At 73.6% G+C, this 24,463-nt stretch carries 19 protein-coding genes, 2 tRNA genes and 1 pseudogene; 9 read left to right on the top strand and 13 right to left on the bottom strand.

Annotation, left to right across the window (positions count from 1 at the left end; all coding sequences use genetic code 11):
• Position 1: 1 nt before the first annotated feature.
• A complete protein-coding gene (locus ACIRPP_RS18605; RefSeq protein ID WP_403643721.1) occupies positions 2–2,704 on the top strand; it encodes an MFS transporter in 2,703 nt (900 codons plus the stop codon).
• 175 nt (positions 2,705–2,879) lie between these two features.
• Here the strand turns inward: ACIRPP_RS18605 and ACIRPP_RS18600 are convergent, their stop codons facing one another.
• Together ACIRPP_RS18600 and ACIRPP_RS18595 are read right to left on the bottom strand one after the other, a co-directional pair.
• Positions 2,880–3,581, bottom strand: a complete 702-nt coding sequence (locus tag ACIRPP_RS18600; protein ID WP_403643718.1) for a GAF and ANTAR domain-containing protein — start codon at positions 3,579–3,581, stop codon at positions 2,880–2,882.
• Between the two features lie 45 nt (positions 3,582–3,626).
• Complete coding sequence (locus ACIRPP_RS18595) at positions 3,627–4,472, bottom strand: GAF and ANTAR domain-containing protein (protein WP_403643715.1); 846 nt, start codon at positions 4,470–4,472, stop codon at positions 3,627–3,629.
• Positions 4,473–4,776: 304 nt separating this feature from the next.
• Here ACIRPP_RS18595 and ACIRPP_RS18590 point away from each other — a divergent pair, with 304 nt between their 5' ends.
• Positions 4,777–5,139 (top strand): STAS domain-containing protein, encoded by a 363-nt coding sequence (locus ACIRPP_RS18590; RefSeq protein WP_403643713.1) that lies wholly within the window; start codon positions 4,777–4,779, stop codon positions 5,137–5,139.
• A 93-nt stretch (positions 5,140–5,232) separates the two neighbouring features.
• On the opposite strand, the pseudogene ACIRPP_RS18585 reads toward ACIRPP_RS18590, so the two are convergent.
• The 4 genes and pseudogenes from ACIRPP_RS18585 to ACIRPP_RS18570 form a co-directional block, all read right to left on the bottom strand.
• Positions 5,233–5,319: pseudogene (locus tag ACIRPP_RS18585) on the bottom strand (TetR/AcrR family transcriptional regulator); the annotation flags it as partial.
• Positions 5,320–5,406: 87 nt separating this feature from the next.
• Entirely contained in the window at positions 5,407–6,141 is a 735-nt protein-coding gene (locus tag ACIRPP_RS18580; RefSeq protein WP_403643710.1) for a response regulator transcription factor, read from the bottom strand.
• Positions 6,142–6,313: 172 nt separating this feature from the next.
• Positions 6,314–7,231 (bottom strand): amidohydrolase family protein, encoded by a 918-nt coding sequence (locus tag ACIRPP_RS18575; RefSeq protein WP_403643707.1) that lies wholly within the window; start codon positions 7,229–7,231, stop codon positions 6,314–6,316.
• A 51-nt stretch (positions 7,232–7,282) separates the two neighbouring features.
• On the bottom strand, positions 7,283–8,173 hold the full coding sequence (locus ACIRPP_RS18570) for a DUF2797 domain-containing protein (protein WP_403643704.1): 891 nt from the start codon (positions 8,171–8,173) through the stop codon (positions 7,283–7,285).
• Between the two features lie 259 nt (positions 8,174–8,432).
• On the opposite strand from ACIRPP_RS18570, the gene ACIRPP_RS18565 reads away from it, so the two are divergent.
• Both ACIRPP_RS18565 and ACIRPP_RS18560 read left to right on the top strand, forming a co-directional pair.
• Positions 8,433–8,864: a hypothetical protein gene (locus ACIRPP_RS18565; RefSeq protein ID WP_403643701.1), complete on the top strand. Its 432-nt coding sequence runs from the start codon at positions 8,433–8,435 to the stop codon at positions 8,862–8,864.
• Between the two features lie 123 nt (positions 8,865–8,987).
• Entirely contained in the window at positions 8,988–9,452 is a 465-nt protein-coding gene (locus tag ACIRPP_RS18560) for a potassium channel family protein (protein ID WP_403643973.1), read from the top strand.
• A 122-nt stretch (positions 9,453–9,574) separates the two neighbouring features.
• On the opposite strand, the gene ACIRPP_RS18555 is transcribed toward ACIRPP_RS18560, so the two are convergent.
• Together ACIRPP_RS18555 and ACIRPP_RS18550 are read right to left on the bottom strand one after the other, a co-directional pair.
• Positions 9,575–9,647: transfer RNA gene (locus tag ACIRPP_RS18555), tRNA-Arg, on the bottom strand.
• Between the two features lie 216 nt (positions 9,648–9,863).
• Positions 9,864–9,954: transfer RNA gene (locus ACIRPP_RS18550), tRNA-Ser, on the bottom strand.
• Positions 9,955–10,131: 177 nt separating this feature from the next.
• Here ACIRPP_RS18550 and ACIRPP_RS18545 point away from each other — a divergent pair.
• Positions 10,132–10,710 (top strand): SSI family serine proteinase inhibitor, encoded by a 579-nt coding sequence (locus ACIRPP_RS18545; protein ID WP_403643699.1) that lies wholly within the window; start codon positions 10,132–10,134, stop codon positions 10,708–10,710.
• Positions 10,711–10,960: 250 nt separating this feature from the next.
• A complete protein-coding gene (locus tag ACIRPP_RS18540; protein WP_403643696.1) occupies positions 10,961–15,664 on the top strand; it encodes a PAS domain-containing protein in 4,704 nt (1,567 codons plus the stop codon).
• A gap of 201 nt (positions 15,665–15,865) precedes the next feature.
• Here the strand turns inward: ACIRPP_RS18540 and ACIRPP_RS18535 are convergent, their stop codons facing one another.
• From ACIRPP_RS18535 to ACIRPP_RS18515, 5 genes are all read right to left on the bottom strand, one after another.
• Positions 15,866–17,509 (bottom strand): long-chain fatty acid--CoA ligase, encoded by a 1,644-nt coding sequence (locus ACIRPP_RS18535; RefSeq protein WP_403643971.1) that lies wholly within the window; start codon positions 17,507–17,509, stop codon positions 15,866–15,868.
• A 135-nt stretch (positions 17,510–17,644) separates the two neighbouring features.
• Positions 17,645–18,205, bottom strand: coding sequence for a SigE family RNA polymerase sigma factor (locus ACIRPP_RS18530; protein WP_403643693.1), 561 nt, complete (start codon positions 18,203–18,205; stop codon positions 17,645–17,647).
• A gap of 168 nt (positions 18,206–18,373) precedes the next feature.
• Positions 18,374–19,540, bottom strand: a complete 1,167-nt coding sequence (locus ACIRPP_RS18525) for a lipid-transfer protein (RefSeq protein WP_403643690.1) — start codon at positions 19,538–19,540, stop codon at positions 18,374–18,376.
• Between the two features lie 125 nt (positions 19,541–19,665).
• Positions 19,666–21,516, bottom strand: a complete 1,851-nt coding sequence (locus ACIRPP_RS18520; RefSeq protein ID WP_403643687.1) for an OB-fold domain-containing protein — start codon at positions 21,514–21,516, stop codon at positions 19,666–19,668.
• A gap of 262 nt (positions 21,517–21,778) precedes the next feature.
• Complete coding sequence (locus ACIRPP_RS18515) at positions 21,779–22,105, bottom strand: hypothetical protein (protein WP_403643685.1); 327 nt, start codon at positions 22,103–22,105, stop codon at positions 21,779–21,781.
• A 362-nt stretch (positions 22,106–22,467) separates the two neighbouring features.
• Between ACIRPP_RS18515 and ACIRPP_RS18510 the strand changes: the two genes are divergently transcribed.
• The 3 genes from ACIRPP_RS18510 (at position 22,468) to ACIRPP_RS18500 (ending at position 24,448) form a co-directional block, all read left to right on the top strand.
• On the top strand, positions 22,468–23,337 hold the full coding sequence (locus tag ACIRPP_RS18510) for a bifunctional DNA primase/polymerase (RefSeq protein ID WP_403643682.1): 870 nt from the start codon (positions 22,468–22,470) through the stop codon (positions 23,335–23,337).
• A gap of 74 nt (positions 23,338–23,411) precedes the next feature.
• Entirely contained in the window at positions 23,412–23,843 is a 432-nt protein-coding gene (locus ACIRPP_RS18505; protein WP_403643679.1) for a hypothetical protein, read from the top strand.
• Between the two features lie 50 nt (positions 23,844–23,893).
• Positions 23,894–24,448 (top strand): DinB family protein, encoded by a 555-nt coding sequence (locus ACIRPP_RS18500; RefSeq protein WP_403643676.1) that lies wholly within the window; start codon positions 23,894–23,896, stop codon positions 24,446–24,448.
• Positions 24,449–24,463 lie beyond the last annotated feature (15 nt).

Below are 24,463 nucleotides of genomic sequence, written 5' to 3'. Positions count from 1 at the left end.
CATGGCAACGACCACACCATCCGGTGTGCGGGCTCATGCCAAGCACGGGGGAGGCTCCTCCGAAAGCCGAGCTCCGATGACCCACCGACAGATCATGGAGGCACTGTCGGGCCTGCTGCTCGGCATGTTCGCAGCGATCCTGTCCTCCACCATCGTCACCAACGCCCTGCCCGAGATCGTCGCCGACCTCGGCGGCGGCCAGAGCGCCTACAGCTGGGTCGTCACCGCCTCCCTGCTGGCGATGACCGCGTCCACCCCGCTCTGGGGCAAGCTGGCCGACCTGATCAGCAAGAAGGCCCTGGTCCAGATGGCCCTCGTGGTCTTCGTCATCGGGTCCGTGGTGGCCGGCCTGGCGCACAACCCGGGCACCCTGATCACGGCCCGCGTCATCCAGGGCCTGGGCGCCGGCGGACTGTCCGCCCTCGCCCAGATCATCATGGCCGCGATGATCTCCCCGCGTGAGCGCGGCCGCTACTCCGGCTACCTGGGCGCCACCTTCGCCGTTGCGACCGTCGGCGGACCGCTGCTCGGCGGCGTCATCACGGACACCAGCTGGCTCGGCTGGCGCTGGTGCCTCTACGTCGGCGTGCCCTTCGCGGTCATCGCCCTGCTCGTCCTGCAGAAGACGCTGAACCTGCCGGTGGTCAAGCGCCGGGTCAAGGTCGACTGGGCCGGCGCGTTCTTCGTCACCGCCGCCGTCTGCCTGCTGCTCGTCTGGGTCACCTTCGCCGACGACAAGTACGCCTGGCTGTCCTGGCAGACGTACACGATGGTCGGCGGGTCGGTGCTGCTCACCCTGGTCTTCCTGTTCGTCGAGACCCGGGCGGCCGAGCCGATCATCCCGCTGCGGCTGTTCCGCAACAGCACCATCACGCTCGCGTCCCTCGCCTCGATGTTCGTCGGCATCGCGATGTTCGCGGGCACGGTCTACTTCAGCCAGTACTTCCAGCTGGCGCGCGGCCAGTCCCCGACCATGTCGGGCGTCATGACGATCCCGATGATCGGCGGACTGTTCGTGTCGTCCACCGTCTCCGGTCTGATCATCACCCGCACCGGCCGGTGGAAGAGCTGGCTGGTCGTCGGCGGCGTGCTGCTCACGGCGGGCCTGGGCCTGATGGGCACCATGCGCTACGACACCCCGTACTGGCGCATCGCCCTGTTCATGGGCCTCATGGGCCTCGGCGTCGGCATGATGATGCAGAACCTGGTGCTCTGCACGCAGAACCAGGTCGCGCCGGGCGACCTCGGGGCCGCCTCCTCGGTCGTGACCTTCTTCCGGTCCCTCGGCGGGGCGGCGGGCGTCTCGGTGCTCGGCTCCGTGATGGCCTCCCGGATCAGCCAGTACGCCACCGACACCATCGGCACCCTGAGCCCGCAGGACCGGGCGGCGGCCGCCGAGTCCGCGGGCAGCGGCGCCATCCCCGACATGGACCTGCTGCCGCCCGCCATCCGCACCTGGCTGGAGAGCGCCTACGGGCACGGCATCGCCGACATCTTCCTGTACGTCGCCCCGGTCGCGTTCCTCGCCCTGCTGGTGACCCTCTTCATCAAGGAGGTCCCGCTGCGTACGACGGGCGCCCTGGCCCAGGCGGCCGAGGCCTCGTCCGACACCGCGGACACGGCACCGGACGCCGGTCCGCGGGCCTCCTCGGAGGCCGAGGCCGACGCTGCCGCCGATACCGACTCCGGTGCCGGATCCGGTGCCAGCTCCCCGGCCGCGGATGGCGCTACGGTCCCGTCCGCCGTCATCGCCGGGGCCGCGTCCCCGGTGGGGCGTGCCGACGACGTGCCGGGCCGGTCCACCGCCGTCGCGGACACCACGGCCGCGGTGCGGGACACCGCCGGCGGGCCGCTCACGGCCGTCGCCACCGTCGCCCGCCCCGAGGAGCCCACCGGGGAGAGCACCGAGGACGCCGACGAGACCACCGGGGGCGCCGCTCCCGCCGGGATCCCCGTGCGCGGTCTCGTGCGGGGCGCCGAGGGCGTGCCCGTGCCGCACGCCGCCGTCACCCTGATCTCCCTGTCCGGGCGTCAGCTCGGCCGGTCGGTGGCGCAGTCCGACGGCGCCTACGCGGTCGACGCGCCCGGCGCCGGGTCGTACGTGCTGATCGCCGCCGCCGGCGGACACCAGCCGCAGGCGTCTACGGTCGTGGTGCACGGCGAGCCGGTCGGCCACGACATCCTGCTCAGCGGCACCGGCTGCCTGACGGGCGTGGTCCGCGCCGCCGGCGACGGCGGCCCGGTGACCGGCGCCACGGTGATCGTCACCGACGTGCGCGGGGACGTCCTGGCCACCGGGACCACCGGGGCGGACGGCACGTTCTCCCTCACGGACCTGGTGCCCGGCACGGTGACCGTCGCCGTGAACGCGACCGGGTACCGGCCCCGCGCCCTGCCCGTCGAGGCGGGCGGCGCCGGCACCACCGGGCTCGACGTCGTGCTGACGCCGGGCGCCCGGCTCCGGGGCGTCGTCCGCGCCCCGCACGGCCCCCTCGCCGACGCCCGGGTGACGCTGGTCGACGCCGCGGGCAACGTGCTCGGCACGACGACCACCGGGGCCGACGGGGCGTACGCCTTCTCCGACCTCGACGGCGGCGACTACACCGTCATCGCCGAGGGCTTCCCGCCGGTGGCCACCGCCCTGACGGTCGACGGCACCGGCGTCGACGGCCACGACATCGAGCTCGCCCACCCGGGCGAGTGACCCCACCCCGGCCCGTGGGCGGGCGGGCGCGTTCCGTAGCGGAGACGCGTCCCCGCCGCGGGCCGGTCCCACGACCAACGGCGCCGCCCGGCCGGGCCCGCTCCCGGCCGGCCGGGCCAGCCTCTCGAGCCGATGGCGGGCGGGCCGGAGCAGCGAGCACGCCGTACGGGGAGCATCACTTCCTGCCGGGTGAGAACCCCTCGGCCGTGCGCGCCACCAACTGCCCGCACAGGTCACGGAGCTTGACGTTCCGGTCCTGTGAGACGCGGCGCAGTCGCTCCAGGGCGCGGTCCGCGTCGATCCGTTCGCGGGCCATGAGGATGCCGATCGCCTGGTCGATGACGCTGCGCGAGAGCAGCGCGGTGCGCACGTCCGCGGCGGACTGCCCCCGGTGTTCGAGGTGCACGGCGGTGGTGACCGCGTCCGCCACGCGGACCGCGAAGCGACGGGCCCGCTCCCGCCCCCCGGCGAGCGCTCCCGACTGCTCGGCGTAGAGGTTGAGCGCGGCACCCCGGCCGTCCGTCACCTCCAACGGCACGGCCAGGACGCTGCGCACCCCCGCGGACAGGGCGTAGCGCGTGTAGCCGGGCCAGCGGGCCTCCACGGTCAGATCGGAGGAGTACTGCTCCCGGCCGGTCTCCGCCGCGGCCACGCACGGGCCGGAGCCGTTCTCGTACTGGCGCTGGTCGAGCCCGCTCGGCAGCCCGTCGCTGCCCGCGAGAGTCAGCAGCCGGTCGGCACGGCGCACCGTGATGCTGCACGCGGAGGCACCGGGCACCTCCTGCACGGCACGGTCCGTGAGATCGCGCAGCAGGGTGTCGAGTCCGCTGCTGCGGGCCATCGCGTGGTCCAGCGTGTCGGGTGTCTCGGAGGTCATGACCGTACGGATATCCCGTCGGCGGACGTTGACGCCCTCGGCCGGTCAGCGGCCGCCGCCGTCGGGGGTGACGTGCGCGTCGACGATGCGGCGGGCCAGGTCGCGCAGCTTGGTGTTCTCCCGCTGCGAGGCGCGCACCAGGCGGTCGAAGGCACCGGACGCGTCCATGCTCATGCGTTCCATGAGGATGCCGGTGGCCTGACCGATGAGGTCCCGGGTGCGCATGGCCTCGGTGAGCTGTTCGCGCACGGTGGCCGATTCGAGGGCGATGCCCGCGTGGGCGGTGAGGAGCCGGGCCACCCTCCGGGTGCCGTCGTCGAAGGCGTGCGGCTTGCGGGCGTAGACGGTGAGCACGGTGAGCCGGCGGCGGTCGGCACGCAGCCGCTGGGACAGCGCGGACCGCAGGCCCAGGCCGGCCAGGGCGGCCCCGGCCTCGTCCAGGGTGCTGTCGGCGATGCCGGCCTCCGGGGAGTGCCAGAGCCGGTCCCAGTACGGCTCGGCCGTGCCCGGGCCCGTGCCTGTGCCTGTGCCTGTGGCCGGGCCCGTGCCTGTGCCTGTGCCTGTGGCCGGGCCGGCGTCCGCGCCTGTGCCTGTGGCCGGGCCGGCGTCCGCGCCCGTGGCCGCCGGTTCCTCGGCCACCCGCACGATCTCGTCGGACCAGGCGAGGGGACGGCACCCGCTCTCCCGCTCGACGGCGCAGATCCCCGCGTACTCGGCGCCGGGCAGGAGTTCCACCGCGAGCCGGACCGCCGTGTCCAGGGTGCTGTGCGGGGTGGAGGTGCCGTGCAGTCGCCGGGCCGCGCCGGTGAGCGCTTCGGCCAGGTCGAACCCGTCCGGAAAACGGGGCAATTCAGAGAACCGGGACGCAGTCACCACGAACCTCTTCGGCATGCACGGCCACCAGCCGTGCGCAGGAGAGCTCCGCAGCACATTCCCGACTGCGAGCACAGGACGCAGAGAACTCTAACCGCTCGGTAGCCCCGAGGTGAGCCCGGACCTGGGGCGGGACATGGACCGGACATGGACCGGACGTGGAGTGGGAAGGGGGCCGCTGTGAGGACGGGGGTGGCGGCCCGAAGCCGCACAAGAACGCTGAAGCACGGCTTCCGCACCCGCCCGGGCCGTGGTGGAATGGGTGCCCGGGTCAGGAAGTGGCCGTACGGAAAGCCGGACGAACGACTGCCAGGTGAGCGCCGTGTCCTCCTCTCCCCTCCCCGCGTCCCCCAGACCACCCGAACACCTGCTGCTCCCGCTGCCGACGGAGATCGACATCTCCAACGCCTCCGGGCTGCTGCCGCTGATCATGTCCGGTGCCGGGCACCGCCCCGACCCGCCGAGGATCCTGGTCCTCGACCTCACGGCTACCCGCTTCATGGACTCCCAGGGCGTCCGCCTCATCAACGAGGTGCGCCGGGCCCTGCCCCCCGGCACCCGTCTGCACCTGGTCGCCCGGCCCGGCGGCGTGGTCGGCCGCCTGCTGGAACTGACCGGGCTGCGCCGCGACGTTCCGGTGTACGACAACGCGGCGGAGGCGATGGGGGAGGGTGCGTCGATCTAGGTGTGTTGACCCGTGAGCTTGGGGACACGGCAATCAAGGTGGCGTGATACGTGCCGCCCGTGCCCCGGGAAGGCCCGTCCCGGCCGGGCGGGTTCAGCCGCGGCTGCGGGCGACCATCGCCTCGATGCCCGCCACCAGCAGGTCCAGGGCGAAGGCGAAGTCCCGCTCCGTCATCTCCTCGTGTCTCATACGGTGTACAGGGCGGAACACCCGGCGTCCGGTCCGGAGTTGCGGTGCGCGGTACGGGACGGGTCCCGCCCGCTCATGTCACGCGGGCCTGAGCAGGTATCCCGCGCCGCGCCGCGTGTGGATCATCGGTTCCCGGCCGGCGTCGATCTTCCGGCGCAGGTAGGAGATGTACAGCTCGACCACGTTGGCCTGCCCGCCGAAGTCGTAGGACCAGACCCGGTCGAGGATCTGCGCCTTGCTGAGCACCCGCCGCGGATTGCGCATCAGGTAGCGCAGCAGCTCGAACTCGGTCGCCGTGAGGTGGATGCTCCTCCCCGCCCGCGTGACCTCGTGACTGTCCTCGTCGAGGGTGAGGTCACCGACGACGAGCAGGGACTTTGGTCCCCGCCCGGCCGCGTCGGAACGCCGGATCAGCCCGCGCAGCCGCGCGACGACCTCCTCCACCCCGAACGGCTTGGTGACGTGGTCGTCCCCGCCCGCGGTCAGCCCGGCGACACGGTCCCCGGCGGCGTCCTTCGCGGTCAGGAACAGCACGGGCACGTCCGGCAGTTCCCGGCGCAGCCACCCGAGGACGGCCGGGCCGTCCATGTCCGGCAGCACCAGGTCCAGGACGACGGCGTCGGGCCGGAACTCGCGCGCGGCCCGTACGGCGCCCTCGCCGTCGGCGGCGCTGCGGATCTGCCAGCCCTCGTAACGCAGGGCCGTGGAGAGCAGGGCGGTGACCGACTGCTCGTCGTCCACCACCAGCACGCGGACGGGGTCCCTGTCCGGCGTCGGCGATTCGGTGCGCCCCTGGGGCGTGGTCGTGGTCATACCGGACACCGTGACCGAGCCCGGTGAGAGCGGCCTTTGCGCTTTCTGTGTTTTCGCTGAGAAAGCTGAGCAAGCGGTCCCGCCCGCTCAGCCGAACCGGACGGGGGGCCGAATCTGCGGCCGGACTCATCCCGGCCCCCCGGCCGGACTCAGGCCGACCCCCCGGCCGGACTCAGACCCACCCCCCGGCCGGGCCCAGACGGAACAACCGGGCCGCGTTGTCGTGGCAGACCGCCCGCAGCCAGCTCTCCCCGAGGTCCAGCCGCTCCAGCGCCCGCAGCTGGTGGAGGTAGGGGTAGGGGATGTTGGGGAAGTCCGTCCCGAGCAGCACCCGGTCGCCGAGGCCGGCCAGCCGGGGCAGGGCACGACGGGGGAAGGGTGCCAGGCGCTCACTGAAGTCGGTGAACGCCATGGTGGTGTCCAGGCGCACCTCCTCGTACCGCTCCGCCAGGTCCAGGAAGTCCTCGTACTCGGGCATCCCGAGGTGCGCCACGATCAGCCGCAGCCGGGGGTGCCGGGCCAGCACCCGGGCGATGGGCTCCGGCCCGGTGTACTTGCCCGGCGCCGGCCCCGACCCGCAGTGGATCACCACCGGCACCCCGGCGTCGGCGAGCAGACCCCAGGCGGCGTCGAGCGCCTCGTCGGCCGGGTCGTACGCCCCCACCTGCACGTGTGCCTTGAAGACCCGCGCCCCGGCCTCGACCGCCTCCCCGACGTATTCCTCGACCCCCGGTTCGGGGAACAGGGTGGAGGTGTGCAGGCAGCCGGGGGTGCGGCGGGCGAAGCCGACCGCCCAGCCGTTCAGCCACGCGGCCATGCCCGGCTTGTGCGGGTAGAGCATCGCGGTGAAGGCCCGCACACCGAACGACCCCAGCAGCGCCGCCCGTTCCCGCTCCTCCTGCCGGTAGGTGATCGGCCACTCGACGCCACCGGTCAGCGGACCGAGGGCGTCGAAGTAGGCCCACACCTTGGCCAGCACCCGCTCCGGCATGAAGTGCGTGTGCACGTCGACGAGTCCGGGCAGGCCGAGCCCTTCCCAGAAGCTCCGCACGTCCGCGGCCTCGGCGGTGGGGGTGGGGTGATCGCTCATGCCGCCCACGATCACCCGGCACCGCACTCCGGGTCCACACCCCCGGCGGTCTCAGAACAACCCGTCCTGCCGGTCCGTCCTCCCGTTCCCCTTCCCCTTGAGCTCCCTCACCGGCACGTCGAACGCCCTGCCGTCACCCGGCACCAGCCCCCACCCGGTCAGCAACCGCGTGTCCAGCACCACCGCGCCGTCCCCCTCCGCCGGCACCAGGTGCAGATCCGGCCCAGCGGCTGCCACCAGCTCCCCGCACACCGCGCCTCCCGCGGCCAGTTCCCCCACCGCTCCGACGGCGGCCGGCGTCCCGGCCAGGCCGAAGATCCCGACGTGGTCGACCGGCCGGAACGGCTCACGGGCGAGCGACTCCGGCCACCCGTCCAGGCCGGCCGCCTGCCCGTGCAGCTCCGCGAGCTCCGCCGCCCGCTCCCCCTCACCGGCCGGAAGCACCGCCCGTACCGCCCGCTTGTCGGCGTAGGGGATGCGGTCCGGCACCCGGAGCGCCGCCCGCAGCAGCTCCTCGGTACGCCGGGCGGCCATCAGCGGACCGGTGCCCAGCCAGCTGAAGCAGACGGCCCCCTGCTCCAGCAGCCGTACCGGACCCCGCGCCGCCGCGGTGATCCCCACCTTGACCATGCCGGGCCCGAACCACGCCAGATAGACGCGGTACGGCCGCGGATCGTCGGCGAGCGTGTCGGCGGCCACGGAATGCGCCCGGTCCAGCCGCGCACACTCCTCGCACCGCGCCCCCGTGCTCCGCGCCGGTACCGCGGCACCCAGCGGACACCTGTGCCCGCGCGCCCCCACGCAGCTCCGCACACCCCCTTCCGCGACCGCGAAGGCCACCCGTTTCCCCCAGGTCAGCACGCTGTGCCGACCGCCGTCCCAGACCAGCACGGGACCGTCCGCCGACCAGCGCAGCCCCGAGCATCTCCATGCCTGTGCCATCTCTGACGAGACTAAGGGCCACCACTGACAACGCCCCCGGCCCGCCCGACGACCCCGCTCAGAGCGCCAGACGGCACCCCGCCCGTCGGCCACCGTGAGCCGGTGCGCCGCGAGCCGTGCAGGCCCCACCGCCGACCCTGCGAACGGCGGGCCTGGCGGCCGAGGTGCCGGGACCGCGGCGTGGTGCCAATCTGGATGAGGGGGCGGACCGCTCGGGGACCACTCGGGGACCACCCGGGAGAGCCGAAAGGGTGAGCACATGGCGACCAACGTCGGCGGAACGCATCACCAACGCAGCACGTGGGACACACAGAGCGCCTGGGCGACGGGCTGGACCGCGGCCGCCGCGGTCCTGATGACCTTCGGCGGGATCATGGCGATCTTCCAGGGCATCGCCGCCATCGCCAACGACGACGTCTTCGTGGTCACGGACGACTTCGCCTACGCCTTCAACCTCACGGGCTGGGGCTGGGTGCACCTGATCCTCGGAGCCCTGGTGATGCTGGCCGGCATCTCCCTGCTCCGCGGGGCGACGTGGGCCCGCGTGGTGGGTGTCGCGCTCGCCGGACTGAGCATGATCGCCAACTTCGTGTGGCTGCCTCACGCGCCGGTGTGGTCGATCGTCCTCATCGTCATCGACGGCTTCATCATCTGGGCCCTGTGCGCACCGCGCCGTGAGGTCGGCGCGTAGGACACGGCACTGTCCGCACCGTCCCCGCACCGGCGCCCCGGCAGAGAGCGCGACCGCTCACCGCATCACGCGCTGCGGCGCGCGCTCTGGTCGCTGCTCTTCCAGCTCGTGGCCGTGACCGTCATGATCACCGCCTACTTCCTGCTGCCCCTCGACGGCCTCGGCCCCCGCCGCCCGGTGCTGAGCTGGGTCCTCTTCGGCCTCGCCCTGGCCCTGGTGGCCGGCCTGCTCCTGAAACAGGTCGTCCACGTCCTGCTCGACCATCCCAACGCCCGGCCCGGGCTGGTCATCCCGCTGCTGATCTGCCTGTCCGTCCTGGTCTTCGCCACCGCCTACCAGGGACTGGCCCAGCACCCCGGAGAGGTCGACGGCCTGACGACCCGCCTCGACGGCCTCTACTTCACCCTCGTCACCCTCGCCACCATCGGCTACGGCGACATCACCCCGCAGGGCCAGTCCGCGCGCCTGGTCACCATCCTGCAGATCCTCTACACCTTCATCTTCCTCACCGCCTCGGCCACCGCCCTGACCCGCTACCTCCGCGCAAACCTCCAGCACCGCCGGCATGCGGGGGGCAGCGACGACTGAGGGAGCCGGGAGGAGGCGGGCGGTGTCCGGCCTCGGTCGACCTGCCCGCGCGGGGGCGAGCCTCGCGGCCACGCCCCGGAAACACGACAAAGGCCCCGGAATGATCCGGAGCCTCTGAACTGTGCACTCGGCAGGATTCGAACCTGCAACCTTCTGATCCGTAGTCAGATGCTCTATCCGTTAAGCTACGAGTGCTTGTCTGCTTCTTCAGTTTTCTCGCCGCTCCCGGACCCTGCGGCCCGCTCGCGGCGACAGGAAGAACATTACATGACTGCCGCCGCCATGTGAAATCCGTTTGCCGCACCCGTTGTGACCTGCACAAACAGCTGCGCAGACGCCTGCGGAGACGCCCCTTTGGTGCGGCGGTCACGACGAAGCCCCGGCCGCTGGGACCGGGGCTTGTCGATGGGGCGGAGGCGGAGGGATTTGAACCCTCGATGGGCTTTAAGGCCCAAACCGCATTAGCAGTGCGGCGCCATAGACCGGACTAGGCGACGCCTCCCCGCACAACCTTCCGCGCGCGAGCGCGAGCCGGTGGTGCGTGCCGATGATGACACAGCCGCGCGGGGTGCCACCAATCGACCCCTACGGTACTAGGCAGGCAGGCCGCAGGGCAAAGCTGTTGCGGACGGCACGCCGTCGGGCGCAACGTCCCGCGCGCTCGCGCGTTGATCAGGGCATGTCGCAGGTCATCACGCAAGGCAACGTCCCGCACGGACCCGCTTCCGGCCCCGCCTCGTCCGCGCTCCCGGCGAGGGCCGCCGGCGCGGGCGGGCCCGCCACGCCGCCCGGCGCCCTTCCCCGCGTCCTGCCCTGCGCCCGCGCCGCGCTGCGGCGGTTCGCCGCCGGTGCCGCCGTCGTCTCCGCCGCCGCACTCGCCACGCTGTCCGCGGCACCGCCCGCCGCGTCCGCGCAGGAGACCGACCGCCTCACCGTCACCGTCCGCGACGCGGGCGAGGGCCTCGACGGGACGTACGAGGTCACCTGCCGGCCCGGCCGCGGCAGCCACCCCGACCCGGAGGGGGCCTGCGCCGCCGTCGAGCGGAACACCCGGTGGGGGCAGGACACCTTCGCCCCGCCGCAGCGGGACGCGATCTGCACCATGCAGTACGGGGGCCCCGCCACCGCACACGTCACCGGCACCTGGGCCGGGCGCCCCGTCGACGCCACGTACGACCGGAGGAACGGGTGCGCGATCGACCGCTGGGACGCGCTGGTCCCGCTGTTGCCGGCGGTGGGTTCGGCGACACCTTCGTAACGAAGCCCGGAAACCGGGGCGCACGGTACGTAAAGGGCCGGTGGCGCCGGAGGACGTGTCGCCGCAGGCCGTCACGTGTTCTGCGCGATCCGGACATCGGATCGCCGTCACTTCGTCGTGCGACCTCCCTCTCATCCGGCGCCGCGGCCGCAACCCCAGCCCTTAGACTCCCTCGCGTGACACGCTGCGGGCAGGTTGGCAAGATGGCCCGAGCGGTCGGCACGTCGCGGTAACAGGGAGGAAGCGTCTCGTGAGCAGCAGGCCATCCCGAGGCGCTGCTCGCCTCGCAGCCATACTCGACGCGCTTCCCGACGCCCTCGTGCTGGTCAACGCCAACGGGACGGTCGTCAACGCCAACACCATCGCCCTGGAGGCCTTCGAGACGCCGGGCACGGCGCTGGTGGGGCGCGGACTGCTGGATCTGCTGCCGGAGTTCGACTCCAAGCTCATCCCCGGTTCCATGCGGCGGCCGGACCACATCGACCCGCGGGCCCGCACCAAGCCGACCCGGATGACCGCCCGCCGCACCGACGGCTCCGAGTTCCCCGTCGAGGTCACCAGCGCCAACCTGGAGACCGGCCAGCAGGCCTACGACACCTACGGCTACACCGGCGACGAACTGCTGATGCTCGTCGTCCGCGACCTGTCCGGCACCGTGGACACCGAGGCCGAGCTGGCGCGCTCGCAGCGGCAGACCGAGATGATCCTGCGCGCCGCGTCCGAGGGCGTCGTCGGCACCGACACCGACGGGCGCATCGTCCTGGTCAACCCGGCTGCCGCCCAGATCCTCGGCTACCGGGCCAGCGACCTCGGCGGACGCGAGCTGCACACCCTCGTCCTGCACTCCCGTGCCGACGGCTCCCCCTTCCCGTACGACGAGTCCCCGCTGGCCGACACCCTGCGTTCCGGGCGCAAGCACCGGGTGCGCGGGCAGGTCCTCTACGCCAAGAACGGCGACAAGCTGCCGGTCGACCTGACGACCGCCCCCGTGCGGGACGGCGACCAGCTCGTCGGCGCGGTGATGACCTTCACCGACCGGCGCTCCTACGACGCGCTCGTCCAGGAGAAGGAGGACGAGGCGCAGCGGCACGCGGAGGAGCTGGAGCGGCTCGCGGAGGAACACGCCTCCGAGCTGACCGCCCTGCGCCAGAGCCACGTCGCCGAGCTGGAGGAGCTGACCGAGCGGCACGCCGAGGAACTCGCCGCGAACGAGGAGCGGTACGCGGCCCTCGGCGAGCGGGAGAAGGACCGCTACGAGGCGCTCACCGCCCGGCACGACCAGCTGCTCACCCTGCTCGGGCAGTCGCTCCGCGGCCCCCTGGACGAGCTCCGCCGCGAACTCTCCGCCCTGGCCGCCGACGACGCCGGGCAGTTGTGGCCCGAGGCCAACCAGGTGCTGCACCACCTGTCGGCCGGCTACGCCCGTATCACCACCCTCATCGACAACGTCCTGGGCTACCAGCGGCTCGACATCGGTGCCGAGCAGGTCGCCCGCACCAAGGTGCTGCTGGACGCCGTCGTCGCGGCCGGGGTGGACGGGGCGGTGGAACTCATCGGCCCCGGGCGGGTGCAGTTCGCCGTGCACGCGCCGCGCATCGAGGCGGAGGTCGACCCCCGCCTGCTCGCCACCGCCCTCGCGCATCTCGTCGCGGACGTGGCCGGGGTCGACGCGACCGGCAACACGCCCGTGTCGGCGGGCGGTTACCTGGACAACACCGTGGTGGTCGCGGCGGCCCAGCGCGGCGAGGTCGTCCGTATCGAGGTCCGCGGCCCCTACAGCGGCGGCGACCCGGTGCACGAGCCGATCGTGCGGGGCATCGTGCGGGCGCACGGCGGTGTGCTGCAGACCCACGAGGTGCCCGGGATGAGCGGCAGCGCGTTCGTCCTGGAGGTGCCGATCGGCGGCGGCGCCGGGGCCGTACCGGCCGCCGAGGTGGAACTCGCCGGGCCCGCCGCGGCGCGGGACGCCCAGGACACCGGCCACGACACGGCCGCCCAGCAGCGGCCCTCCGGCGGGCGGCGACGGGCGCGACGGGCGTCCGTGGACGCCTTCCTGGAGAGCGAGGTCCCGGGCGCCGACGACCCGAACGCCACGGCGGCCGGAGCCGACGGCTCCGCCCCGCAGACCGCACCGCCCACCGGCCGGCGCAGGCGGCGGGCGGCGGCCGCGGAGCCCGCCCTGCTGCCGGCGCAGTCCTCCGGCGAGGGCGCCGTCTCCGGCGGCACCGGCCGCCGACGCGGCCGTCCGGCCGAGGATGCGGGCCCGGGCGCCGTGGTCGCCACGACCGGTGACGGCGCCGGAGTCTCCGAGGGCGCCGTCGTCACAGCCGCCGAGCACGCGGCGGGCGCCGCCGCCGCCAACACCGGACTCGGCGGCACCGTTCCGCCCCAGGGCGTCCCGGCCCCCTCCGGACGGCGCGCCCGGCGCGCCGCCGGTGACCAGCAGGCACTCCCCCCGGCGCTCCCCGCACCGTCCGGGCCGAACGCCGCGGCCGACGGCGGACACCAGGGCGCGACCGGGGCCGACGGCCCGACGGACCCGTCCGGTGCCGGTCAGCAGCAGCCGACGGGGCGCCGCCGGCGCGCGCTGGCCGCCGCGACCGAGCGGGCCGCGGCACAGCAGGCGGCGCCGCGCACCGTGTTCGCGCTGCCACCCGCCGAGGGCGACCAGGCGGCCGCTCCGGGGGCGGTGGCCGGTCCGGACGCGCAACAGGCCGAGGCGGTCGGGCGGATCGCCCACGGCGGGCAGCAGCCCCGGACGACGGGTGCGGCCGCGGCGGCCGCACCCGCGGCGGCGCCGGCCGACGGCGGCCGCCACGACGCCGTTCCGCTCGACCAGTCCGGCGACCACACCCCGCCGCAGCCGCACCCGACGAGCGCCCCGACCGGCCGCCGCCGCAGGGTGGCCGCACCGCCGGCCGCTCCCGAGGGCGGGCAGGTCGCGCAGGCCGTACCGGCGCAGGGTGCCGCGCCCCAGGGCGCCGTCCCGCCGGGCACCCCGGTGCCGGGAGTGCCCGCCGCCGGACAGCCGATGCCGGTGGCCGCCGCGCCCCAGCCCGTCCCCGAAGGTCAGAACGCCGGGGACGCGGCAGCGGCGCCGGGTGTGCCGGTACCGCCGCAGCAGACGCCGGGCATGCCGCCGCACGCGGTCCCGGTCGCCCCGGGCGCGGCGGCCGCTGCTCCTCAGGGCGCCCCGATGCCCGCTCCCCAGCCCCAGGTGCCTGCCCAGGGCGGCCCGATGCCCGTCCAGGAAGCTCCTCCGGGGGCCCCGGGCGGGCCCGTACCGCCGCAGGGCGTGCCGGCCGCGCCGCAGGGTGGGGCCCCGGTGCCCCCGCAGGGCGCTGTCCCCGTGCAGGGCGCCCCGGCCGTCCAGCAGGCGCAGCCCCAGCCCGTGCCCGCCGGTCAGCCCCTCCCGCAGCCGGACGCCGGCCAGGTCGCGGGCACGCCCCACCAGGCACCGCAACAGGCCCCCGTGCAGGCGCCACAGCAGGCACCGCAACAGGCCCCCGTGCAGGCGCCACAGCAGGCTCCGCAACAGCCGCCCGCCGCCCAGCCGTTGCCCGCCGAGGCCGCGCCAGGAACGGGCACCCCGGCGGAGGGCACCCCTGCTCCGCAGGCATGGCCGGCCGTCGGTGACACCACCGGTGCCGGAACCCCCGCGCCGCCCGCTCCGGCTCCGGCTCCGTCGCCGGTCCCGCCGGTCCCGGCCGCACCCGAGGGAACGGTGACCGTGCCGCGGGCCGCTCAGCCGCTGCCCGCGGAGAACGCGGCCCCCGTCGACCCGAACTCCACGCAGGGCAGGGCCATCAGCGTGCGGACGCTCGGCCAGGGCGTGCCCTTCACCCGGCAGGCCGCCCAGGTGCAGCAGCCGCTGCCGACGGCCACCCCGCCCCCGCACCAGCCCGGCGGTTCCGGCCGCCGCCGCAAGCTGGGGACGCGTCCCGACGCGGCCGCCGACACCGGCGGGCAGACCGCCCGCCCGCACCCGCAGGCCGACCCGCCCACCGCCCGGCCGTCGGCGCCCGCACCGGCACCGGCAGCGCAGCAGGCCCAGCCGCAGCACTCGATGGCAGGCCAGTCGCGGCTCGCGCCGGCGGCGGAGGGCGCGGGGCGCTCGTACGCGATAGGCGCACCGGACGCGGACGCCGCAGAGGGACCGGAGCCGCTGGACGGCCCCGGCGGCGCGGTCGAGGTGGCCGACCCGCCCCGGCCGCAGCCCATGGACGACGAGATGCCGCCGGAGCCGCTGGACAACCCGCGCCGGCTGCTGGTGTGGCCGGCGCCCGACGTCTCGACCCAGCAGGCGTTGAGCGACCGCGGCTACCGACCGGTGATCGTGAATTCCCGTGAGGAGGTCGACGCGCAGATCGCGGCCTTCCCGGCGGCCCTGTTCGTGGACCCGCTGACCGGGCCGATCACCCGTACGGCACTGCAGTCGCTGCGGCAGGCGGCCGTGGCGGCGGAGGTGCCCGTCCTCGTCACCGCCGGGCTCGGGCAGGCGTCGCGCGACGCCGCCTACAGTGCCGACCCCGCCGTGCTGCTGAAGGCGCTCGCACCGCGCGACAGCGAGCAGCACCCGCCGCGCGTGCTGCTGGTCGAGGAGCACGCGGAGATCGCGCTGGCGCTGACCGGCACGCTCGAACGGCGCGGGATGCAGGTCGCGCGGGCCGCGAGCGACGCGGACGCGGTGGCGCTGGCGGGGCAGTTCCGGCCCAACCTGGTGGTGATGGACCTGATGCAGGTGCACCGGCGCCAGGCGGGCATCGTGGACTGGCTGCGCGCGAACGGGCAGCTCACCCGCACCCCGCTCGTCGTCTACACGGCCGCCGTGGAGCAGGCGGACCTGCCGCGGCTGGCCTCCGGCGAGACCGTGCTGTTCCTCGCGGAACGCTCCACGAGCGCCGAGGTCCAGGACCGCATCGTCGACCTGCTCGCCCGGATCGGCACGAACTGACCCCGGGGCCCGCGGACCGTCATGCGGTTCGCGGGCGGTGCGGGGCAGGGCAGGACTCCCACGTCCCGGGCGCCGAGGCGTGAACGCCGGACGCGCCGGGCGGGGCAGCCGGTTCCCCGGCCCTGCCCCGCCCGGCGCGTCCTACAGCGGTCCCCGTTCCCCCTGGTGGTCCGGAGGGCCGGGGACCGCGTTTCAGCCGGTTCAGATCTGGGTGACGTCCAGCGAGCCGTCGGCGTACTGCCTGCGCAGCACCTTCTTGTCGAACTTGCCGACGCTCGTCTTCGGCACCGCCTCGATCACCGTCCAGCGCTCCGGGAGCTGCCACTTGGCGATCCCGCGCGCCTCCTGGAGGAAGGCGCGCAGGGTGGTGAAGTCCGCGGTGGAACCTTCCTTCAGGACGACGGTGGCCAGCGGGCGCTCCCCCCACTTGTCGTCCGGTACGGCGACCACGGCGGCCTCGGCCACGTCCGGGTGGGCCATCAGGGCGTTCTCCAGCTCCACGGAGGAGATCCACTCGCCGCCGGACTTGATGACGTCCTTGGCCCGGTCGGTCAGGGTGAGGAAGCCGTCGGGGCTGATGATGCCGACGTCGCCGGTCTTGAGCCAGCCGTCCTCGCTGAACTTGTCGGCGGGGCGCAGCGGTTCCTCGCCGGGGCCGTTGTAGTAGGCGCCGGCGATCCACGGGCCGCGCACCTCCAGCTCACCCGCGGACTCGCCGTCCCAGGGGAGCCGTTCGCCACCGGGGCCGGTGAGACGGGCCTCGACACCGGCCGGGAAGCGGCCCTGGGTCAGCCGGTACGCGAACTCCTCGTCCGTGCCCACGGCATGCGCCGGCGGGCGGGCGACCGTGCCGAGCGGGGAGGTCTCCGTCATGCCCCAGGCGTGGCAGACCCGCATGCCCAGCTGGTCGAACGCCTCCATCAGGGAGGGCGGACAGGCCGAGCCGCCGATGGTGACCTGGGTGAGGGCGGACACGTCCCGGGGGTTGGCGGTCAGCTCGGCGAGCAGGCCCTGCCAGATGGTGGGCACCGCGGCGGCGTGGGTCGGCCGCACGCTCTCGATCATCTGGGCGAGCGGGGCGGGCTGCAGGAAACGGTCCGGCATCAGCATGTTGACGCCGGTCATGAAGGTGGCGTGCGGCAGACCCCAGGCGTTCACATGGAACTGCGGCACGACGACGAGCGAGGTGTCCTCGTCGGTCAGGCCCATCGACTGGGCCATGTTGACCTGCATGGAGTGCAGGTAGATCGAACGGTGGCTGTACACCACGCCCTTGGGGTCCCCGGTCGTGCCGGAGGTGTAGCACATGGCCGCGGCGGCACGCTCGTCGAGCTCGGGCCAGTCGTAGACGGTGGGCTTCCCGGCGATCAGGTCGTCGTACTCGTGCACCTGGACGGAGGCGTCGGCCAGCGCGGCCCGGTCCCCGGGGCCGGTGACGACGACGTGCTCGACGGTCTTCAGGTGCGGCAGCAGCGGGGCGAGGAGCGGGATCAGCGAACCGTTGACCAGGACCACCCGGTCCGCGGCATGGTTGACGATCCACGCGAGCTGCTCGGCCGGGAGGCGGAGGTTGAGCGTGTGGAGCACGGCACCCATCGACGGGATCGCGAAGTACGCTTCCACGTGCTCCGCGTTGTTCCACATGAGGGTCGCGACGCGTTCGTCGCCGGTGACCCCGAGATCGTCGCGCAGGGCGTGGGCCAGCTGGGCCGCACGGGCGCCGATCTCCGCGTAGGAGCGGCGCTGCGGATCGCCCTCACCCGTCCAGGTGATGACCTGCGATGTGCCGTGGATCGTCGATCCGTGGGCCAGGATCCTCGAGATCAGCAGCGGTACGTCCTGCATGGTGCTCAGCACGGAGTCCTCCTGGGCGACATTGCCTACGCGCGGGTAAGAGTTGCGCTGATTCTGCGCACATACCACGCGGTATGTCACTAGGGGAGCGGTGATCGATCACACCACAGCAGGCGACAATTCACCTCAGAAGCGAACAAGCCCCAGGTCAGGGTCGTCACGCAGCTTCCCGAGCGCCCGCGAGACGGCCGACTTCACGGTGCCCACCGACACGCCCAGGACCTCGGCCGTCTGCACCTCGCTGAGGTCCTCGTAGTACCGCAGGACGACCATCGCGCGCTGCCGGGCCGGCAGCCGCATGATCGCCCGCCACATGGCGTCGCGCAGCGCCTGCCGCTCGGCGGGATCGTCGCCGCCGGACACGGGGTCCGGCTCGGGCAGCTCGTCGCAGGCGAACTCGTCCACCTTGCGCTTGCGCCACTGCGACGTCCGGGTGTTCAGCAGGGCTCTGCGCACATAGCCGTCGAGCGCACGGTGGTCCTCGATCCGTTCCCACGCCACGTACGTCTTGGCGAGCGCGGTCTGCAGCAGGTCCTCCGCGTCGCTCGGATTGCCGGTCAGCGACCGGGCGGTCCGCAGAAGCACCGGCTGGCGGGCCCTCATGTACGACGAGAACGACGGGTACACGAGGGTCTGTGCCAGTGGAGCAGCGGCGTTCGAAGCGCGGGTGCAGACGGGTGTGGTCATGGCTCAACGCTATGAGCGGCGGCCGTCCGGCGGATCGCCCGCAGGTCCCGAAGCCGCGTCCCCCTCAGGTTGTATGGGCGGGGCCTGCCTCACCTCCTGAAGGTGGACGTGGCGAGCAGGGTCCCTGGGGGTTCACCCCTGAGGGGACGAGCCGTCGGCGGCCGGCGGTCAGCGGTCGCCGGTCAGGACGAGCCCCGAGGTCGGCACGCCCGTACCGGCCGTGACCAGCACCCGTTCGGCACCGGGTATCTGGTTCACCGCCGTCCCCCGTATCTGGCGTACGCCCTCCGCCAGCCCGTTCATGCCGTGCAGGTACGCCTCCCCGAGCTGCCCCCCGTGCGTGTTGACCGGCAGCCGCTCCTCGGCGACGAAGCCGGCGGCCTCACCCGGCGCGCAGAAGCCGAACTCCTCCAGCTGCATCAGCACGAACGGGGTGAAGTGGTCGTACAGGATCCCGACGTCGATGTCGCCGGGTGCCAGCCCCGAGGTCCGCCAGAGTTGCCGCGCCACCACACCCATCTCCGGCAGGCCCGTCAGGTCCTCGCGGTAGAAGCCGGTCATCTGCTCCTGCGCTCTGCCCGCCCCCTGTGCGGCCGCCGCGACGACCGCGGGCGGACGGGGCAGGTCCCGGGCCCGCTCCACCGAGGTGACCACGAGGGCCTGGCCCCCGTCGGTCTCCTGACAGCAGTCCAGCAGCCGCAGCGGCTCGGCGATCCAGCGGGAGGCGGCATGGTCGGCGAGCGTGATGGGCCGGCCGTGGAAGTAGGCCGCTGGGTTCGTCGCCGCGTACTTCCGGTCGACCACGGCCACGTGCCCGAAGGCCTCCGGAGCCAACCCGTACGCGTGCAGATACCGGCGGGCCGCCATCGCCACCCACGACGCCGGTGTCAGCAGCCCGAACGGCAACGCCCAGCCGAGCGCCACCCCCTCCGCGGACGGCTCCCGGTGGCTCACGCCCGAGCCGAAACGCCGTCCGGACCGCTCGTTGAACGCCCGATAGCAGACCACCACGTCCGCGACACCGCCGGCCACCGCCAGCACCGCCTGCTGGACCGTGGCGCAGGCCGCGCCGCCGCCGTAGTGGACGCGGGAGAAGAAGGACAGCTCACCCATCCCCGCGGCCTGGGCCACCGTGATCTCCGGGTTGGTGTCCATCGTGAACGTGACCATGCCGTCCACGTCCGCCGGTGTCAGTCCCGCGTCGTCCAGCGCGGCCCGCACCGCCTCCACCGCAAGCCGCAGCTCGCTGCGCCCCGAGTCCTTGGAGAATTCCGTGGCCCCGATGCCCACGATCGCCGCCCGGCCGCCGAGCGCGTCCCGCGTCCGCAGACTCACGCCGCCCTCCTCACGCCGGTCCCCTTCACACCGAGCCCTTCTCCGCCGGTCCCCTCCATGCCGACCCCCTCAGCGCCGGTCCCCTCCGGGCCGACCACCTCAACGCCGGTCCCCTCACGACTCCGTCACCTCGGCCTTTCTCCCTCAGCCTTCCCTCCCATGCGGCAGCACGGCAGCTCGACCGTGACCGTGCCGGTGACGTGTCTGCCGCGGGTGTTGGTCCCGACGACCCGGACCTTGACGGTGCGGGTGGTTGTGCGCCGGTCTCGGGTGCCTCGGGCCCGGGCGTCGGGGTCGGGGTCAGGGTCGGCGGGGGAGTCGGTGCATGTGCCGGTGACTGGGGGCGGGCCCGCGTCGGGGACATCCTGGACGGGGCCGGCGTCGGCGGGCTCATCGGTGGCGATGCTCGGCTCCGTCGGGTTCACCTCCTCGACGGTGCCGGTCAGGACCATGGTGTCGCCGGGGTGGTTGGGTGCGCCGAGCCGTATCGCCACACGGCGGAGCACCGTTCCCGGTCCGAAGTGGTCGGTGACGTAGCGGCCGACCAGGCCGTTGGTCGTGAGGATGTTCATGAAGATGTCGGGGGAACCCTTCTCCCTGGCCCGCTCGGGATCGTGGTGCACGTCCTGGAAGTCCCGGGAGGCGATCGCACCGGCCACGATCAATGTGCGGGTGAGGGGTATCTCCAGCGGAGGGAGGCCGGCCCCCACGCCGGGTGTGCGGGGCGGCAGGGGAGTGGGAGGACCGCCAGGACGTCCCGGGCCGGGCCCCGTGAGGTGTCCCGCGCCGGACTCGGGGGTGCGTACGAGCCCCCGGGGCACTTGGCGTTCGGCTCCCGCTCCTGTGGCCGTCGCCCCCCGGAAGACCGGCAGCACCAACTCCTCGTCACAGCGCCGGAACTCCAGGCGTACCGGCATCCCGATGTGCACCTCGCTGGCCGGGACGTCCACCACGCTGCTGATGATCCGCACCCCCTCCACGAGCTGGATCAGACCGACCACGTAGGGCGGGTCGAAGGCCGGGAAGGGTGGGTGGTGCATGACCACGTAGGAGTGGACGGTGCCCTCGCCCGTGGCTTCCACGGTCGTCCAGTCCGGGGAACCACACGCGTTGCAGCCCGGCAGCCAGGGGAATCGCAGGGTGCCGCACGCCGTGCAGCGCTGTATCAGCAGCCGGTGCCGGGCCACTCCTTCCCAGAAGCCGGCGTTGTCGCGGTTGATGACAGGCCGGGGGCGTCGCTCGGGGACCCGGGGCGGTGACAGCGGCGGGCGCGAGGCCGGGGACGGGCGCGTGGACGAGGACGGGCGCGTGGACGAGGACGGGCGCGTGGACGAGGACGGGCGCGTGGACGAGGACCGGCTCGGGGCGGGCTGCTCCACCGTCCGGTCGGGGGGAGCGGCGGCAGCGGCTGCGGGGGCGGGGGCGGGGGCGTACTTGAGGATGCGGAAGCGGTGCGTGCCCACGAGGTCACCGGCGACCCGGACGTCCATCCGGGTCGTGACGAAGTACCCCGCTCCCAGCTTCGTCGTCTTCCGGGCGGACACCGACTCGATCACCGCGTCGAAGGCGACCTCGTCGCCCGGGCGCAGGGGCCGCGCGTACTCCTGCTCGCAGTCGGTCGCCACCACCGCGGTGCAACCCGCCTCGTCGAGGAGCCGGAGCAGGTCGTCGAAGGCGTCCGTGCGACCGGCCCGCCCCGCCGTCCGGCCGCCCGACGTCCCCGCGGACTCCTCCCGGTCGTGGCCGGAGAGTCCGCCCATCGTCCACACCTGCAGCATGGTGGGGGGCGCGACCGCGTCCGAGCCCGTGTACGCCGGGTTGGTGTCCCCCATCGCCTCGCACCAATGCCTGATCATGGGCTCGTTGACCGGGTCCCGGCCCCTCCCGCCCGACACGGCCGGCCGCCCCTCGTACTCCTTCAGCCGTGCCCACAGCGCCCCGCCGGTCTCCTCGCCCACCTCCTGAACCGCGCTCATCCGACCCCCTCGTCGTCGTCCCGCCCGCCTCGCTCCTCGCGCCCTGTCACTTTTGGTACACCGCGCCCGCCGCACGGGTTCCCACATCTCCCACGGCAGTTTCTGACTACCCATCAGATTCAGCCCCGGTGCGCTGCGGCGTCAAGTGCCCGAGCTCCACGAACGCCTGCGCGGCGGCACCGAAGTACCGCCGCGCAGACGCCTTGCACCCCACGAAGCACACACCCCCACACCATCCGGGGCCGAAGAGGCCCCGGTCACCTCACCACCACAGCGGGGTGAAGCTGACGGCCACGTTGTCGTTGCCCTGGTTCACCGCCGTGAAGGCGGATCCGTTGACCTGAGCGGTATTGCTCTGGTTCGAGGCGCCGGAGCCGACGGCCTGCTGCTGTGTGGTCGCGGAGTTGCCGAAGTTGTCGCCGCCCACGCCGCTTCCGACGACCCCGGCCACGGCACTCGCCGCCGTCGCGCTCGATCCGTCGTCCGCGAGGGCGCCGTTGTCCGCCGTCGCGACGCCGGTGAACAGGGCGGCCGCGAGCGGCAGGGCGGAGACGGCGGCGATGACGCGGGCAGTACGGATGCTTGCCATGTTGAGTTCCCTCCAGAACCAGGAACGCACCGGCCGACGGCCTTGTGTGCGTGAAGTACGGCTGCGATCAGGGCGGTTGGCCGACCGCCCCGGTCCTGCTGTGCACGACGTCGCATGATCAGCGTTGCCCACCGCAACCCCCTGAACCACCCCGTACGCTGCCATTCGCACGCAAGCGTGATGACATGTCGATAAACCCCTTTCCGTCACTTGAGTGGCAGCTCACCTCGAACGGTATGAGACTCCCCAAGTGCCCCATGAGGGGAAGCGTTCCGGCACGCATTCCGCCGACCGAGGGACCCACGGCGTGTCGCCACCTTTGCCCCCTTTCTTTTCTCGAACGTACGTACGACTATGGAGGCATGGCCACCACCGACCGGCAGGCCACGACGCTGGCCCTCGCACACGCCCTGTCAGCTGCCGAACGCGGGCTGGCCGTCATCCCCCTGTCCCGGACGAAGCTCCCGGCCCTGCGCTCCCCGCACCGCGACGACCCCGCCACCCCCACCCGTTGCCACGGCGCCTGCGGACGCTTCGGGCACGGGGTCCATGACGCCTCCACCGATCCCGTCCGCATCCGCCGCATGTTCGCCGCCGCGCCCCACGCCACCGGCTACGGCATCGCCTGCGGCCTCCCCCCGCACCACCTCATCGGCATCGACCTGGACACCAAGACCGGCACCGACGCCTCGGCGGCGCTGCGCGAGATCGCCCTGCGACACCTCTTCACCATCCCCGCCACCGTGGTCGTCCGGACGCCGAGCGGCGGACGTCACCTGTGGCTGAGCGGCCCGCCCGACGTCGTCGTCCCCAACTCCGCGAGCCGGCTCGCCCCGGGCATCGACGTCCGCGGTGCCGGCGGCTACCTCGTGGGCCCCGGCTCCCGTACGGACCACGGCACCTACACCGCCGCCCCCGGCACGGCCCACCTCCCCCCGGCCGCCTGCCCGCCCGCCCTGCTGCGGATCCTGCTGCCGCCGCCCCGGCCGCACCACCCCACACCCCCGTCGGCCGGCGGGCACGGCCAGGGCCTGGTGCAGTTCGTCCTCGCCGCCCACGCGGGCCAGCGGAACACCCGCCTGTTCTGGGCCGCCTGCCGCGCATACGAGGACGGCATCGGACCCGCCCTCGTGGCCCCCCTCGTCCGCGCGGCCCTCGGCACCGGCCTGTCCGAACGCGAGGCCCGCGCGACGATCGCCTCGGCGGCCCGCCTCACCGGTCACACCCCCTGACCTGCCCCGGCCCCACTCTCGGGCCGCCCGAAAATCGAAAGACCCCGATGCACCACCGCTCTAGAGTGCCGACCATGTCGCTCGCCCGCGTAGTCCTCACGTCCGGCCGCGAGGTGGACCTGTCCGAACTGCGCCTGTCGTCGACGTACGGCGGGCTGCTCGAGGGTTACCCCTGCAAGCCTCTGAACGACCTGCGCATCAAGGGGCTGGTGCGGTCCGCCGGCCAAGCTTTCCCCGGCGCCCCGGTCCACCTGGTCACGCCCCCGCGCGAGTATCCCGACCAGTACCCGGGAGCCTTCGGGCCGGTCGAGGTCCTGCCCGCCGTGACCTGCGTCGGCTCCTTCAGCTCCGCGGCCCTCGACCCGGCCCACGATCGCGTCCTGTACCGCTCGCGCCTCACCGTCGTCTGGTTCCAGCCGACCTCCCTGCTCCCCTCGGGCTGCGACGCGGATCCCCACCTGCGGGAGCTGCCCTGGGAGCACCTGGCGGAGGACGACGAGCTCTGACAGACGCCGCCGAGGCCCACCCGCCCCACAGAAAGACCGGACCACAGTTCATGAACGTCACCACCACACCCCCGTCCGAGCCGTCCCCCACACCCCGTCTCGACCTGCTGCGAGGGCAGTTCGACCTCACCTGGTCCCTGTTCGAGTACCACCTGGAGCGGCTGGAACCGGAGGACTTCCTGTGGGAACCTGCCGCCCACTGCTGGACCCTGCGTCCCACGGCCGACGGAACCTGGGAGCCGGACTTCGCGGAGACCGAGCCCGACCCCGTCCCGGTGCCCACCATCGCCTGGGTGAGCTGGCACCTGGGCTGGTGGTGGAGCGTCGCCCTCGACCACCTCCAGGGCCGCGAGCCCCGCGAACGCAGCACGGTCGTCTGGCCCGGTGCGGGCGCCCCGACCGTGGACCGGCTCCGCACCCTGCGCACCGCATGGCTGACCGCCCTGGACCACCTCACCGACGCCGACCTCGACGCCACGGCCCCCTTTCCCTGGCCGTCCGACCCGGCCCACACCGTGGCCGACATGCTCGCCTGGGCGAACGCCGAGCTGATGAAGAACGTCGCGGAAATCGGCCAACTGCGCCTGCTGCGAGCCGCGTCCTAACCGGGCACGACCAGG

It is taken from the genome of Streptomyces sp. NPDC101219, from assembly GCF_044767675.1.
Lineage (GTDB): Bacteria > Actinomycetota > Actinomycetes > Streptomycetales > Streptomycetaceae > Streptomyces.
Note: the sequence above shows the minus strand (reverse complement) of the source record. Positions and strands in the feature narration are given on the sequence as shown.

Bases quoted from the DNA above. Each gene is read 5' to 3' on its own strand.
- ACIRPP_RS18515 (WP_403643685.1), bottom strand. From the start codon at position 22,105: ATGGCAAGCATCCGTACTGCCCGCGTCATCGCCGCCGTCTCCGCCCTG.
- ACIRPP_RS18605 (WP_403643721.1), top strand. From the start codon at position 2: ATGGCAACGACCACACCATCCGGTGTGCGGGCTCATGCCAAGCACGGG.
- ACIRPP_RS18580 (WP_403643710.1), bottom strand. From the start codon at position 6,141: ATGACCACGACCACGCCCCAGGGGCGCACCGAATCGCCGACGCCGGAC.
- ACIRPP_RS18600 (WP_403643718.1), bottom strand. From the start codon at position 3,581: ATGACCTCCGAGACACCCGACACGCTGGACCACGCGATGGCCCGCAGC.
- ACIRPP_RS18500 (WP_403643676.1), top strand. From the start codon at position 23,894: ATGAACGTCACCACCACACCCCCGTCCGAGCCGTCCCCCACACCCCGT.
- ACIRPP_RS18520 (WP_403643687.1), bottom strand. From the start codon at position 21,516: ATGAGCGCGGTTCAGGAGGTGGGCGAGGAGACCGGCGGGGCGCTGTGG.
- ACIRPP_RS18535 (WP_403643971.1), bottom strand. From the start codon at position 17,509: ATGCAGGACGTACCGCTGCTGATCTCGAGGATCCTGGCCCACGGATCG.
- ACIRPP_RS18595 (WP_403643715.1), bottom strand. From the start codon at position 4,472: ATGCCGAAGAGGTTCGTGGTGACTGCGTCCCGGTTCTCTGAATTGCCC.
- ACIRPP_RS18545 (WP_403643699.1), top strand. From the start codon at position 10,132: ATGTCGCAGGTCATCACGCAAGGCAACGTCCCGCACGGACCCGCTTCC.
- ACIRPP_RS18505 (WP_403643679.1), top strand. From the start codon at position 23,412: ATGTCGCTCGCCCGCGTAGTCCTCACGTCCGGCCGCGAGGTGGACCTG.
- ACIRPP_RS18560 (WP_403643973.1), top strand. From the start codon at position 8,988: ATGATCACCGCCTACTTCCTGCTGCCCCTCGACGGCCTCGGCCCCCGC.
- ACIRPP_RS18565 (WP_403643701.1), top strand. From the start codon at position 8,433: ATGGCGACCAACGTCGGCGGAACGCATCACCAACGCAGCACGTGGGAC.
- ACIRPP_RS18530 (WP_403643693.1), bottom strand. From the start codon at position 18,205: ATGACCACACCCGTCTGCACCCGCGCTTCGAACGCCGCTGCTCCACTG.
- ACIRPP_RS18570 (WP_403643704.1), bottom strand. From the start codon at position 8,173: ATGGCACAGGCATGGAGATGCTCGGGGCTGCGCTGGTCGGCGGACGGT.
- ACIRPP_RS18510 (WP_403643682.1), top strand. From the start codon at position 22,468: ATGGCCACCACCGACCGGCAGGCCACGACGCTGGCCCTCGCACACGCC.
- ACIRPP_RS18575 (WP_403643707.1), bottom strand. From the start codon at position 7,231: ATGAGCGATCACCCCACCCCCACCGCCGAGGCCGCGGACGTGCGGAGC.